Origin of the sequence: Ochrobactrum sp. C6C9, assembly GCF_022627935.1 — a bacterium.
Taxonomy (GTDB): Bacteria; Pseudomonadota; Alphaproteobacteria; order Rhizobiales; family Rhizobiaceae; genus Brucella; species Brucella teleogrylli.
Map to the genome: position 1 here is coordinate 1 of NZ_JABXGB010000019.1, position 14,541 is coordinate 14,541.

Sequence of the window (14,541 nt, forward strand, 5' to 3'; positions counted from 1 at the left end):
GATGGTGGCGGCATAATCGAGGCGGAAATCCACTTAGCGAAACGCCCGAAACTGTTCAAACAAACCGAGCCACCTCTATAGACAATTCCATCACGATTGAACGCGTCAAACGTGCAAACAAGATCATCGGTGTTGCACCGGATCTCAAGCTCGAAACCAATGATATCATATTGATTGTCGGACGCCGCACCGGCGTTGTCACATTGGGCAATGAGCTTGGTTCCGAACTACAATCATCCGATGGTATGGATGTCATCGTCGCTATTCGCGATGTGACCATCACAGCGCCCGAATTCGTCGGAAAGTCGGTTACCGATATCAAACAACATATAAGTGCCGACCTCCGTCACGGTATTTATGTGATTGGTGTCAAGCGGGCCGATAAACCACTGCCGCTCAAGCCCGATACCGTTATCGCGGCTGGCGATGTCGTTTCTCTTTACGGAACGGACCAGGACTTGCAGCGTGTTTCAAGCTCAATCGGGCCGGTTATCGTCGTCAGCGACAAGACGGATTTTGTCTTCCACGGCCTTGGAATTGCTGTTGGCCTTTTGATTGGCCTTGCCGTCATTCGGTTTGGGTCGATCCCGCTGACACTGGGAAGTGGCGGCGGCGCTCTGTTGTCGGGCCTGTTGTTTGGCTGGTACCGCAGCCGCAATATGGCAATCGGCAATATGCCAACGGCGGCTTCGACCCTTCTGCGCGATCTCGGTCTTGCCGGTTTCGTCGCCGTTGTCGGTCTCCAGTCGGGGTTACAGGCGGTTCAAACGATCGTCAGCAGCGGTCTGTCGATCTTCCTGATTGGTGTGGTGGTGACCATTCTCCCGCTCATCATCACCATGCTATTTGGGCGCTATGTTCTCAAATATGACAACGTAGCCGTTTTCGCCGGTGCGCTGTCTGGTTCGCGCAGCGCAAATCCTGCCTTTGGCGAAATTCTGGATAAGGCCGGCAACTCGATACCAACCACTCCATTCGCAATCACCTATGCACTTGCCAACGTGTTCCTGACCTTGCTCGGGCCACTGGTAGTCGCGTTTTCCTGAGGAATAGATCATGGCGAAGAATGAATATAGCAAATATGCGAAGCTGAGCCCGTTTGAGCTAAAGGACGCGCTGATCGAACTTGCCTCCAGCAAAGCAAACCATGCCATGCTGAATGCGGGTCGTGGCAATCCGAATTTTCTGGCCACCTTGCCCCGCCGGGCTTTCCTGCGTCTGGGCCTGTTCGCTGTCGCAGAAGCCGAGCTATCTTATTCCTATCTCTCGACGGGCGTCGGCGGACTTCCCAAGATCGAGGGTATCGAAGGGCGGTTTCAGCGCTTTATTTCCGACCATAGCGATCAGCCGGGCGTCCAGTTTCTGGGACGGTCGCTTTCCTACGTCCGTGACCAGCTGGGCCTTTCTCCATCCGAATATCTTCATGAAATGGTGGAAGGCATTCTCGGCTGTAACTATCCGGTGCCGCCGCGTATGCTGAAAATCAGCGAAGAGATAGTGAAGCATTATCTCGTCCGCGAAATGATCGGCGGCTATATGAGCTCCGATAAACTCGATCTGTTTGCGGTCGAGGGCGGAACGGCCGCCATGACCTACATTTTCGACACATTGAAGCAGAACAAAATTCTTGCCGAAGGCGACACGGTTGCAATCGGTATGCCCGCCTTCACGCCTTATATCGAAATTCCAGAACTCAACAATTATCGGCTGAAAGAAGTGCACATCAACGCGGACCCGAAACAGGGTTGGCAATATCCCGAAGCCGAGCTGAACAAGCTGCTCGACAAATCGGTCAAGGTCTTCTTCCTGATTAACCCCAGCAATCCACCTTCGGTTAAAATGGATCAGCGCGGGCTGGAGCAGATCGCCAAGATCGTCAAGGAAAAGCGTCCTGATCTCATTATCCTGACCGACGATGTGTACGGCACATTTGCCGATGATTTCAAATCGATCTTCGCAATATGCCCATACAACACCATGCTGGTTTACTCGTTCTCGAAATATTTCGGCGCAACGGGCTGGCGCCTCGGCGCAATCGCGATGCAGAAGGACAACGTGCTGGACGCAAAGCTGAAGGATTTGTCGGGATCGGCCAGGAAGGAACTGGATCAGCGCTATTCATCGCTGGTGCCCAATGTTTCAAAACTGAAATTCATCGACCGTCTTGTCGCCGATAGCCGCACAGTCGCCCTCAACCACACTGCGGGTCTTTCTACACCGCAGCAGGTCCAGATGGTTCTGTTTTCCCTATTCGGTCTGATGGATGAAAAGGATGCCTACAAGGCAGAGTTGAAGAAACTGATCCGCAATCGCGAGGCTGCATTGTATCGCGAGCTTGGACTGGAACCGCAGAGCGACGTCAATGAAGTGGATTATTACACACTTCTCGATCTGGAAGACATCGCGGGCCGACTCTATGGCGACGAGTTTGCTGCATGGGTCAAGAAGAACATATCGCCGACTGAGCTCTTGTTCCGGATCGCCGACGAAACCGGTATCGTTCTCTTGCCGGGCACAGGCTTTGGTACGCAGCAGCCGGCTGGCCGCGCATCTCTAGCCAATCTCAACGAGTATGAATATGCAGCCATCGGGCGCGCATTGCGGACGATGGCTGACGAAGTCTATCAAAAGGAATTCAAATCCAAGAAATGATCTAGTGCGGCTTGGCCTTGAGCCAACGCTGCCTTTTGAAACCAAAACGCCGGTCTGTTTCACGCAGATCGGCGTTTTCATGAGGCGCCCCAAATTCATCATACAAGTTTTGACGAAATAGACGATAACACTGATAACTCGTATCACCTGACTTGTGAGCACTCCACGGGCCTGCTACCACAGGAGTACGGAAAACAATGTGCAGGACCGCGATGATGGCAACAAGAAGCAATGAAATTTCCGCCCGCACTGCGGGCAATCTTGTTGTCAAAGTCAGTGGCGAGCTGAAAAAACTGATCCAGTCCGGTGAGTTCAAACCGGGAATGAAACTGCCCAGCGAAGCGAAGCTGACCGAAGCCTATGGGGTCAGCCGCACGGTTATTCGCGAGGCGGTGGCTGCCCTGCGAGCCGACGGGCTCGTCGAGGCCCGGCAGGGAGCCGGGGTTTTTGTGCTTGAGGCGCAATCAGCGGAAACTCTGCCATTTCACAACCTAGATTATGACCGGGTTTCATCGGTCATCGAGCTGCTCGAGCTGCGCACAGGCGTAGAAGTAGAGGCTGCAGGACTTGCAGCGCTGCGTCGCTCTCCCCAACAGGAAGAGGCTATCATCAACTGCCACCGGCAAGTAGTCACCTGCCTGGAAGCTGGGCAACCGACAGCGGAGGCGGATTTCGCGTTGCATCTGGCGATTGCTGATGCGGCCAACAATCCTCGCTTTCGCGAGTTCCTGACGATGATCGGCAGCGGTGTTATTCCGCGTGCGGCTTTACAGTCCCAGTCAGATACAAATTCTGCCGATTATATCGCGCGTATTCATGAGGAGCACTCCCAGATCATCGAGGCCATTTCCAATGGTGACGAAGAGGCTGCACGGTCGGCAATGCGGCGGCACTTGAAGGGGAGTCAGATGCGATACCGCAGCATTCTCAGGCAAGTTCGCTCTAACTTATAATATAAGTTGTTGACATATAATATCTGAATGCGCTAGGTCATATGCAGACATCAAAAAAGGGGTCAACATATGGAACCGCAGCAGATCAAGGAAAAGCTTGGAGCAGGCTTGCTCTCCTTCCCGGTAACGCATTTCGATGCCGAGGGGCAGTTTGCGCCGGAAAGCTATAAAGCCCATGTAGAATGGCTTTCGGGCTTCGATGCACCGGTGTTGTTCGCCGCCGGCGGCACCGGAGAGTTCTTTTCTCTGCGCCCGAGTGAAATTCCGACCATCGTTTCTGCGGCAAAGGAGGCCGTTGGCAACAGTGGCACAGCGATTGTTTCGGGCTGCGGCTATGGGACGGAAATGGCGATTGAAATTGCCAAGTCGGCTGAAAAGGCTGGAGCGGACGGCATATTGCTTCTGCCACATTATCTGATCGATGCGCCTCAGCAGGGTCTTTACGAACATGTCAAGCGTATCTGCCAGTCGATTGGCATCGGCGTCATGGTCTATAATCGTGATAATGCTGTTCTTCAGGCCGACACGCTGGCTCGCTTGTGTGATGAGTGCCCCAATCTTGTCGGTTTCAAGGATGGTGTGGGCGATATCGGGCTCGTTCGCCAGATTACGGCCAAGATGGGAGATCGCCTGACCTATCTGGGCGGAATGCCGACGGCGGAACTCTTCGCCGAAGCCTATCTCGGTGCCGGGTTCACGACCTATTCTTCAGCCGTATTCAATTTCGTTCCTGGTCTGGCGGTGGAATTCTATCGTGCGCTGAGGGCGGGGGAACGCGCCACATGCGAGCGTATTCTCAACGAGTTCTTCTATCCGTTCATGGCAATCCGTAACCGGCAGAAGGGGTATGCGGTGGCTGCCATCAAGGCAGGCGTGCGTCTTCAGGGCTTCAAAGCCGGGAAGGTTCGTTCTCCGCTTTGCGATCTGACCAGAGAGGAAGAAGTCCTTCTCGAAGCGCTCATCGGTAAGTACAGCCGCAAAGAAGCGGCTTGAACGATCAAAAGGAAAAACCGCGGGTCCATCACCCGCGGTTTCTTTATAAGACGCAATAAAGGCCGCGTTTACAGTGACGCGGCCATTTCTTTCAGGCGTTCACAGGCCTTGGTCAGTTCTGCTTCAGAAGCGGCAATTGACAAGCGGATGAAGCCGGGCGCGCCAAAAGCGATACCAGGCACGCTGGATACGCCAAAATCATTGAGCAGATATCCCGCAACATCAGTGTCGCTTTTCAAGGTCACGCCCGTTGGCGTTGTTTTGCCAATCAGTTTGGTGACACCGATGAAGGCATAAAATGCGCCGTCCGGCTGGCGGAAGTCGATATTGGGTATTTCCGACAGATGGGCTGTGACAAGCTCGGCGCGAAGACGAAAAGTCTGTGCCGCTTCGTGCACAAAGCTCTGGTCGCCATCGAGTGCGGCTTTTGCGGCCGCCTGCGCAATGCTGCAAACGGATGTGACGCTTTGCGACTGCATCTTGTTGATTGCTGCAATGAGCGCCTTTGGACCTGCTGCATAGCCAACTCGCCAGCCCGTCATCGCGTAGGCTTTCGAGACGCCGTTGACGATGAGAGTTCGTTCCCGCAATTGCGGGCAGACGCTGCCGAAGGAAACGAAGGGATGGTCGCTTAGCAAGATGTGCTCGTAAATCTCATCGGAAAGGATGAGAATACCGGGGTGTTTTTCCAGCGCTGTCGCGAGCGCCTGATATTCCGCAGCGCTGTAGATCGCGCCGGTGGGATTGGATGGTGAGTTCAGCATCAGCCAGCGCGTGCGTGGGGTGATGGATTTCTCAAGATGTTGGACCGTCAGTTTGAAATCATCTTGCTGCCCGCATTCAACATAGACCGGCGTGCCGCCATGCAAGGAAACGATATCGCCGTAAGAAACCCAGCAAGGTGTGGGGATAACCACTTCGTCGCCCGGTTCGAGCGTGGCGAGGAACGCATCGAACAAGATCTGTTTTGCGCCATTGGCGACGGTCAGCTCTTCCTGTGAAAAATCTAGACCGTTGTCGCGCTTGAACTTGGCGATAATCGCGGCGCGAAGCGCTTCGGTTCCGGCTGCTGCTCCGTAACGAACACCGCCGGCATTGACCGCTGTGCAGGCAGCATCGAGAACATGGCGCGGCGGTTCAAAATCCGGCTCGCCCAGCGACAAATCGATAATGTCTCGCCCCTCGGCACGCAGCTTTTTGGCGGCCATCGAAACAGCCATGCTCGGCGATGACTGGATGCCCGCCGATCTTCTATTTTCATATTGCATTACAATGCTCTTGTTTGTGGGTCGGGAAAAGGAGAAGCCGCCCTAAAGGCGGCTTCTGACAGGATCTGCTGGTCAACCATTCACGACATAATCGAATTCTCTGTCGCGCTGCTTGGCATCCGGGCAACGTTCATCTGCAGCGCCATAGCCGCCGCCGCCCGGCAATTGCAGGATCAGCCTGCGTCCTGCTGGGACATGCTGCCGGCCCTTGGCGTTGAGCACCGAACCATCATCGAGCAGGACGGCGCCCGGTGCGCCGTTCTCGCCACCTTCACGCCCGCGCGGCGGGTGTTTAATGCGATCAAACATGGCATTGAAGTAGATCTCATGTCCGTCAGTCGGCGCAATCTCGACAACCTGACCAAGCCCGCCACGGAATTTTCCGGCGCCGCCGGAACCGTCGCGCAATTCCTTGCGCCAGAAAATAACCGGACCGACATGTTCCGTCGCCTCGATGGACATCGAATGAACACCGCTTGGAAAAGCGGTGGCGCTCAGCCCGTCGATATGGGAGCGGGCACCAGCTCCACCGCTGTTGAACAGAAGAACCTCGGCTCGCTGGCCGCCATCTTTTGGGGCCTTGTCGCCGGAAAGCGGACGCGCACTAACATGAAGGTTCCAAAGCGCGCCTGAGCCTTCCGCCGGTACTCGACCGGGCAGCATCTTATGGACAGCACCAAGCACTGCATCGGGCACCAGATGGCCGAGCACGTGGCGGACGGAAACGGGGGCAGGGTGCTGCGCGTTCAAGATACAATCCTTCGGCGCAATCACCTTGAAGGGGAGAAGCGATGCATGATTGTTCGGTATTTCCGGTGCAATCGAGCATTTCAGGCCGTAACAGGCATAGGCAGCCGAATAGATCAGCGGACAATTGATGCCTTTGGGGCTAGGCGCAGATGTGCCGTTGAAGTCCGCAAGTATGTGATCGGCATAGACATCGATACGCACCGCGATATCGATAGGATCGCCGTAACCGTCAACCCGCATCACGTTGGAATAAGTGCCGTGCGGCAATGCCGCCAGCTTTTCAAGCGTTGCATCATAGCTGCGTTTGAAGATAAATTCGGCCAGCCCTTCCAGATCGTCGAGCTGGAACTCATCCATCATATCCATCAAGCGGCGATGCCCGATTTCGTTGCAGGCGGCGAGGGAATAGACGTCGCCGACGACCTGATGGCTTTCGCGAACATTGTTGCGCAAAATGTTCACGAGATCCTTGTTGACCACCCCGCGTGCCGCGAATTTCATGATCGGTACAAAGATGCCTTCCTCATAAACTTCGTTGGCATCGGGGCCAAAACCACGTCCGCCCACATCCACCACATGGGCGGTGCAAGCGAAAAAGCCTGTCAGCGCGCCATCGCGAAAGCTTGGTGATACGACGGTGAAATCGTGCAGGTGACCGGTGCCTTTCCACGGGTCGTTGGTGATGTAGACATCACCTTCGAAGATATTCTCGCGCCCGATATCGTTGATGAAATGGCCAACCGCTTCCGCCATCGCATTCACATGTCCGGGCGTGCCGGTCACGGCCTGCGCGATCATTTGCCCGGCGCGATTGAACACGCCAGCTGAAAGATCGCCGGATTCACGCACACTGGTGCTGAAGGCTGTACGAATGAGCGTTACGGCCTGTTCTTCGACGACCGAGATCAGGCGGTTCCACATGATCTGCATGTGGACATCGGAAATAGGTTTCACTGACATGGGTAAACTCCTTCAGGCAGCCTTGGCGCGCAGCAACAGGCAACCATCGGCCTGCATGATCGCTTCGCGGCTTGAGGTCACGATGGTCGATGTCTCGCGTTCTGTGATGACGGCTGGCCCGGCGATCCAGTCACCCGGCTTCATATCGCTGCGATCAACCACGCTTGCGTCAAGGAAACGTTCTTCGAGAACGTCGAACACCTTGCGCTTGCCGGATATTGTTGCGGTTGAGTGTTTCGTGACAGGTTTGGCGGGGGTTGGTACCGCAGCATCTGCACTGGCGCGCAGCGACCAGCTGACAATTTCGACATCCAGCCCATCGATTACGCGACCGAAGAAGCGTTCATAGCACTCATCAAAAAGCGAGCTGAAAAGTGAGGCATCCGCTTGAGTATAATCACGAACTTCGATGGTGACCGGCACTTCCCATCCCTGACCAACGTAGCGCATATAAGCGGTGCATTCGAGTGAAGGATTGGCGCTGGGTGCGCCCGAGCGCACGAAGGAGGTTGCTTCCTTCACCAGCTCGGCAATCACAGTATTGATCGCATTGGCGTCGAAGCGGCTGATGCGGCTATAAGCGCTGCGGACCGATTCAAAACCAAAAGGCGCACGCAGGAAGCCGATTGCAGAGCCGACACCGGCGCCAGGCGGGATCAGCAGATCATTGACACCAAGCTTTTCGCAAAGCCGCGCGGCATGAACTGGGGCCGCGCCGCCAAAGGCGATCATGGTGAACTCGGAAAGTTCCTTGCCGTTTTCCACCGCATGCATACGCGCGGCGTTGCTCATGTTCTCATCGACAACTTCGCTAAGACCATAAGCCGAGGTTGCGATATCTGAACCCAGCTTGCTGCCAATATCTGCATCCATGGCGTTTTCGGATGCCGAGCGCGACAGTTTCATCGACCCACCAGCAAAGCTGTCGGGATCGAGGCGACCAAGGATAACATCGGCGTCGGTTACGGTTGGGTTGACACCGCCGCGGTCGTAGCAAGCCGGTCCCGGTTCGGAGCCTGCGCTATGAGGACCGACGCGGATCTGACGCATGGAATCGACGGTTGCAATCGAACCGCCGCCTGCGCCAATCTCAACCATTTCGATGACCGGGATAGAGATTGGCATGCCGCTGCCCTTCTTGAAGCGATAGGTACGCGCCACTTCGAAGGTCTTCGACGTTTTCGGCGTCTGCTGTTCAATCAGGCAGATTTTTGCGGTAGTGCCGCCCATATCGTAGGACACGACCTGATCAAGCTTGTGATTGGCTGCGATATGGGCTGCGAAAATCGCGCCGCCCGCCGGACCCGATTCAAGCAGGCGAACGGGAAACTCAATGGCACTTTCGACACTGATAATGCCGCCGCCCGAGTGGATCATAAAGACCGGTGCAACAAGCCCTTCATCGTGAAGACGGCCTACCAGACGATTGAGGTAAGACGCCATCAAAGGTTTGACATAGGCATTGGCACAGACGGTATTGAAGCGTTGAAACTCACGCATCTGCGGCGAGACTTCCGACGAAATCGATACGGAAAGATCAGGCTTTCTGGCCAGCAGTCTGTCGCGGAAACGGCGCTCATGTTCGCCATTGAGATAGGAGTGGATGAAGCCGACAGCGATACTCTCATAGCCTTGCGCAACGATGCGATCACAAAGCGCTTCCATCTCGCTCTCATCCAGAGGCTTAAGCGCTTCGCCGCTTGCGCCCATGCGCTCATCAAGGACGAACCGGTCGCTACGGTTGACCAACGGGGCCGGGAGGACAATATCAAGATCATATTGTTCGAAGCGGCTTTCGGTGCGCATTTCGATCACGTCGCGAAAGCCTTTGGTCGTGACGAGCGCCGTTTTTGCACCGCGACGCTCGATCAGAGCGTTTGTCGCAAGAGTGGTGCCATGGATCACCGTATCGATCTGGTTCAGCGCTATCCCAGCCTTTTCCGCTACCTCGCGAATGGCTTTGACAATTGCATTTTCAGGAAACGCGTAATCGGTCAGAACCTTGGTTGAGTGCAGTGTCGAACCAACCTCCATCGCCACATCGGTGAAGGTTCCGCCAATGTCGACGCCAACCCTGATCAGTTTGCCATTTATCGTCATGTCTTGCCTAACTCCCAAGATCAGATTCTATGCGTTAAGTGCGGGGCCGGGCTGGAAGGCCACGGTTCAGGCACGTGTTTCCTCGTACCGGCAGGCGGTGCCTGCCGGTTCATAAATGTTGTTTGCGGTGTCTCGGTTAACTCGGAACGTTCAAACGTCCACCAGTCAGTCTGTGGTTAGTTCTTGCCGGTGAAGTCAACTCCATCAAGAGTGGTCGGCAGCTTTGCGCGATCCACACCGATCCACTTTTTGTAAAGACCGTCGAGTGAACCGTCCGCCGTGTGGCGCGTGACAAAATCATTTAGATAGTCGAGCATTTCCTGATCGCCTTTGCGTACCGCCATTGCCTGGAAATTGTCAGCGACTTTGTATTTGCGACCGTAGTTGCCGCTGTTGCCAGTTTTGTCGATCACCAGCCCGTAGGTCACGCTGCCCAGAATGGCATCGACCTGACCCGACAGGAGCGCCTGCACGGTAGTCGCATCATCATCGAAGCGCTTGATCTGCGTGTTGGCGGGCGCGACCTTTTTCAGGACCGGCTCGAAAACGCTGCCGCGATTGACGCCGATGATGTATTTACCCAGATCATCATTGCCCTTAATATCAACGTCGTTCTTGCCCCAGACAGTGATGTCATTGGAGGAATAGGGAATGGCGAATTGAATGACCTTGGCACGCTCTGGCGTGATGGTCATAGATGGAACGAGAAAATCGACCATGCCATTGGTGAGAAGCGGAATACGGTTCTGACCGGTAATGCGCTCGAACTTGATCTGAACGCCCAGTTCCTTTGCGATCAGGTCAGCAACATCGACGTCATAGCCTCCATTTTTGCCGTTCTCATCGATAAAGCCCCATGGAAACTGGTCCATCTGCACGCCGATGGTAACGGTGCCCTTGGCCTTGATTTCCTCGGGCGTAGCGGCGCCAGCTGCTGTGGCGATGCACACGGACGCGAGCAGGCCGAGCGCGAAGCCGAGTGAAGCTTTGGAACGAGCGAAACTAGAATTGAACATGTCCTTACCTCTGGTTGTTTTATTGTTATTCAACGGGATGCATTCATCCGCTTTTCAATCCGGGCGCTGTAATAGGTGAGCGGAATGCAGATCACGAAGTAGACAAGACCGACAGCGCCGTAGACTTTGAGTGGCTCGAAAGTGATGTTGGCCATCAGCTGCCCCGAGCGTGTGAGTTCGGTCAGGCCGAGCAGAGCCGCAAGGGCGGTGCCTTTGATCAGATTGACGAGGAAGCCAATCGTTGCGGGCAGGCCGATGCGAAAGGCTTGGGGAAGCACGACATCCGACATGCGGCGGATATAGCCGATACCAAGCGCGCGAGCCGCTTCATCCTGCCCTGCCGATACGGCCTCGATGCTGCCCCGCCAGATTTCACCGAGAAACGCACTGGTATGGAGTGAAAGACCGATGATCAGCGCGACCCATACGTCGACACGAATGCCGAGCAACGGCAGGCCGAAATAGACGAAGAAAAGCTGGATCAGCAGCGGTGTACCCTGAAAGATCTGGATATATGTCGCCATGAAATAGCGAAGCCATTTCTTGTTGCTGGTGCGTCCAAGGGCCACGATGAGACCACAGGCACCACCGAAGACGAAAGCGAGGAGTGACAGGATTACTGTCCAGCGAGCCCCTTCAAGAATGAACAAGAATTCTGCAAAGCCGAAACTGCGTATCATCGGTCTGCCTCACTTCGTCGGATAGGAAAAGTAAGTTCTGCCAATGAGTTGGAGAACAAGGGAAAAGGACTGCGAAAGCGCGAGATAGATAACGCCGATTGCGAAATAGACTTCGAAGCTGCGGAATGTCTCGGAATCGATCATTTGACCGACATAGGTGAGTTCTTCCGCGGAAACTGAAGCCACCAGGCTGGAATTGAGCATCATCAAAATGAACTGGCTGCAAAGCGCTGGGTAAACCGCGCGAATGGCTGGCCGAAAGATGATGAAGCGATAGACTTCAAGTGTGTGAAGACCAAGCGCCCGTCCTGCTTCCACCTGCCCCTTCTTGATGGACTCCACCCCACCGCGCACGATTTCGGCTGCATAAGCTGCGCAGTTGAGCGTCATGGCGAGAATTGCCGCCTGTGTGGCTGTCAAGGTGACGCCAAGGGAAGGCATTCCGAAGAAGATGAAAAATACCTGCACCAGAAACGGCGTGTTGCGGATCAATTCGATATAGGCAAATGCCACCCGGGATACGGTTCGTATCGAGCTCATGCGCATCAACATAAAGACAATGCCGAGCATCAAACCAAGCGCCATCGAGATGGAGGATATCTTTAGGGTTTGTAATGCGCCGCTTAGCAGCAGCGGCCAGGCCGCCAGAACCGGCCCCATGTCGAAACTATATTGCATTGGCAAGCTCCCGTTATTTCGTCTGGTTCCCCTTTGTGGTTAGTGATTGAGGATCTGGCCCAGAAATGCCTTGGCGCGTTCGTGCTTGGGATTGCCGAAAAACTCTGCAGGAGGGGCGCTTTCGATAATCTCCCCGCGATCCATGAAGATGACACGGTGCGCAACGGCGCGCGCAAAACCCATTTCATGTGTTACGCAGATCATCGTGATACCGTCGTCCGCAAGCGAGATCATGGTATCGAGAACTTCTTTCACCATTTCAGGATCAAGCGCTGATGTGGGTTCATCGAACAGCATGATCTTTGGCCCCATGCAAAGCGCGCGAGCAATGGCCACTCGCTGCTGCTGACCTCCGGAAAGCTGGGCTGGATATTTGTTGGCCTGTTCGGCGATATGCACCCGCTTGAGAAAATGCATGGCCTTTTCTTTGGCCTCGGCTGTTGAAGCCTTATGCACGCGGCGCGGCGCCAGCATACAGTTTTCGAGTACGGTCATATGGGGGAAAAGGTTGAACTGTTGAAACACCATGCCGACGTCGCGCCGGATATGATCGACATTGGCCCCTTTGTTGCCCAGTCTTGTTCCATTCACATCGATGGTGCCGTCCTGAATCTCTTCAAGATGATTGATACAGCGAATAAGCGTTGATTTACCCGAACCGGAAGGGCCGCACAGAACGATATGCTCGCCCCGATTCACGTGTAGATCCACATTCTTGAGTACGTGAAGCTGGCCATACCATTTATTGACCGCGCTCATCGTGATGGCTTGTTCAGACATCTATCTCTCGCTTCATATGTGTAGGCAGAACGGAAATTGCCCGCTCAGGGCTGAACTTCAAAAATGGCGTCGACTTCGACAGCAAATCCGCGTGGCAGAGAGCCTGCTCCCAATGCCGTGCGGGCATGTCGGCCTTTCTCTCCGAGAACTTCGACCAGAAGATCGGAGGCGCCATCGATAACGGCGGGATGGTCTTTGAAGCTGGGCACGGCATTTACAAAGCCGCGCACCTGCAAACAGGCTGAAATGCGGTCGAGATCGCCATCAACGGCCATTGAGGCGCGTGCCAGAAGATTGAGCGCGCAGACACGCGCTGCCTGATACGCCTCCGCTATATCCATAGTGTCGCCGACGACGCCCAGATAACGGTCAACGCCATTGACGCGCGGCACCTGTCCGGAAATGTAGAGTGTGCTTCCACTCAACCGAAACGGAACATAGGTTCCGCTCGGGGCCGTCACACTGGGCAGGGCAAGGCCCAACTCCGCCAGTCTGGAAGAAACGATTCCCATCTCGAATTCCCCTGTTTTTGTTCGCCTGTTCTGCAATTGCTGTAGCATGGAACTACCTGCAACTGCGTAGTGATAATATCACATGGCGTCTTGTTGTGATGTTAGGTTTGCTGAAATAATATCACTTGTCAAGAATGAATCTCGGGCGTCTATTTTGGTAAAAAAGCGATTGATACTGGACATTACGATATGGAAAACAGCATGTTGACCAATCTTTGAACGAATTCAGAGGGCTGGGCTAAGTGGCTGAATATCTACTTTTGTCGAGGCATTTTGTTCCGATAGTGCCTGTTAGGCGCTCCACGGGGCACCAGATTGAGTGGCACAGCGAAGCGTGATTTTAAGTGATATTATCACTGATATAATGATAGTATCTTGTCTTGAGCGTGCTTACCGCGTATCACCATGGAAAGACGATATTTTCACCGGGGTAGGCTCATATTGAAAACACTGACTGCGCGAACGATTGAGAGCCTCAAGACACTGATCGGTGACGGTACGCTTCAGGTCGGCGACAAGTTGCCGACCCTTGTCGAACTTGGGGACAAGCTTGGTGTCAGCCGCACGGTTATCCGGGAAGCTGTGGCGGCTCTGCGCTCTGACGGATTGTTGGAAGCAAAGCACGGGGTCGGAATATTCATTCGCGATCCCGGAAAGGCAGCATCTCCCGTTTCAGACGATTCCATGCTGGAGCCGTTGGCGCGGCTTTCGCTTCCATTTATGGATTTGCTTGAGTTGCGTATGGCTTTTGAAGTCCATGCCGCCGGATTGGCCGCACAGCGCCGGTCATGGGCGCAGGAAGCAAACATGTGGGATGCGCTGAAGCAGTTCGAGGCTTCTATTGAAAATGAAGAAGCGCTGGATGAACTGGACTTCATTTTCCACCGGTCCATATCGGAGGCAACCAATAATCTGGCGTTTATCGAGTTTTTCAGCGTCATGAGCCTGAAAATACTGCCGCAGCCAGCATTTTCGCGGGATCTGAACCCCTCCCTTATCACGCCTGATTATATCCAGAACACGGTCATCGAGCATCGCGCCATTTGTGAAGCGATCAGTGCCGGGAATGCAGAGCAGGCACGTGAAGCCATGCAGGCACATCTCAATCGCAGCCATCAGCGCTATCGCGGGTTCAACGGCGCTTTTGGCTCGCCATTGAGTAATATTGTGGATAGCTGAAACCTATTCAGTAAGCGCTA

General features: G+C 54.6%; 13 protein-coding genes. 5 read left to right on the plus strand and 8 right to left on the minus strand.

Annotated elements, in window-relative coordinates; genetic code table 11:
* The 4 genes from HWD97_RS15635 to kdgD form a co-directional block, all read left to right on the plus strand.
* On the plus strand, nt 1-1,046 hold a 1,046-nt coding region (locus HWD97_RS15635; protein WP_371835226.1), incomplete at its 5' end, for a TrkA C-terminal domain-containing protein.
* A gap of 10 nt (nt 1,047-1,056) precedes the next feature.
* Complete coding sequence (locus HWD97_RS15640; RefSeq protein WP_109366048.1) at nt 1,057-2,652, plus strand: bifunctional aspartate transaminase/aspartate 4-decarboxylase; 1,596 nt, start codon at nt 1,057-1,059, stop codon at nt 2,650-2,652.
* Between the two features lie 212 nt (nt 2,653-2,864).
* Complete coding sequence (locus HWD97_RS15645) at nt 2,865-3,605, plus strand: FadR/GntR family transcriptional regulator (RefSeq protein WP_371831079.1); 741 nt, start codon at nt 2,865-2,867, stop codon at nt 3,603-3,605.
* Between the two features lie 69 nt (nt 3,606-3,674).
* Nucleotides 3,675-4,598 (plus strand): 5-dehydro-4-deoxyglucarate dehydratase, encoded by a 924-nt coding sequence (gene kdgD, locus HWD97_RS15650; RefSeq protein ID WP_109366047.1) that lies wholly within the window; start codon nt 3,675-3,677, stop codon nt 4,596-4,598.
* Nucleotides 4,599-4,666: 68 nt separating this feature from the next.
* Here the strand turns inward: kdgD and HWD97_RS15655 are convergent, their stop codons facing one another.
* From HWD97_RS15655 to HWD97_RS15690, 8 genes are all read right to left on the minus strand, one after another.
* A complete protein-coding gene (locus HWD97_RS15655) occupies nt 4,667-5,866 on the minus strand; it encodes a pyridoxal phosphate-dependent aminotransferase (RefSeq protein WP_371835227.1) in 1,200 nt (399 codons plus the stop codon).
* Between the two features lie 72 nt (nt 5,867-5,938).
* Nucleotides 5,939-7,576, minus strand: coding sequence for a hydantoinase B/oxoprolinase family protein (locus tag HWD97_RS15660; RefSeq protein WP_319080243.1), 1,638 nt, complete (start codon nt 7,574-7,576; stop codon nt 5,939-5,941).
* Between the two features lie 12 nt (nt 7,577-7,588).
* Entirely contained in the window at nt 7,589-9,676 is a 2,088-nt protein-coding gene (locus tag HWD97_RS15665) for a hydantoinase/oxoprolinase family protein (protein WP_109366044.1), read from the minus strand.
* 176 nt (nt 9,677-9,852) lie between these two features.
* A complete protein-coding gene (locus tag HWD97_RS15670) occupies nt 9,853-10,692 on the minus strand; it encodes a transporter substrate-binding domain-containing protein (protein WP_109366043.1) in 840 nt (279 codons plus the stop codon).
* Nucleotides 10,693-10,721: 29 nt separating this feature from the next.
* Nucleotides 10,722-11,372, minus strand: coding sequence for an amino acid ABC transporter permease (locus HWD97_RS15675; protein WP_109366042.1), 651 nt, complete (start codon nt 11,370-11,372; stop codon nt 10,722-10,724).
* Between the two features lie 9 nt (nt 11,373-11,381).
* Nucleotides 11,382-12,050: an amino acid ABC transporter permease gene (locus HWD97_RS15680; protein ID WP_371835228.1), complete on the minus strand. Its 669-nt coding sequence runs from the start codon at nt 12,048-12,050 to the stop codon at nt 11,382-11,384.
* A 39-nt stretch (nt 12,051-12,089) separates the two neighbouring features.
* Nucleotides 12,090-12,830, minus strand: coding sequence for an amino acid ABC transporter ATP-binding protein (locus HWD97_RS15685; protein ID WP_109366040.1), 741 nt, complete (start codon nt 12,828-12,830; stop codon nt 12,090-12,092).
* A 44-nt stretch (nt 12,831-12,874) separates the two neighbouring features.
* Complete coding sequence (locus tag HWD97_RS15690) at nt 12,875-13,342, minus strand: RidA family protein (RefSeq protein WP_109366039.1); 468 nt, start codon at nt 13,340-13,342, stop codon at nt 12,875-12,877.
* 441 nt (nt 13,343-13,783) lie between these two features.
* On the opposite strand from HWD97_RS15690, the gene HWD97_RS15695 reads away from it, so the two are divergent.
* Nucleotides 13,784-14,521: a FadR/GntR family transcriptional regulator gene (locus tag HWD97_RS15695; protein WP_109366038.1), complete on the plus strand. Its 738-nt coding sequence runs from the start codon at nt 13,784-13,786 to the stop codon at nt 14,519-14,521.
* The last annotated feature ends 20 nt before the right edge of the window (nt 14,522-14,541 follow it).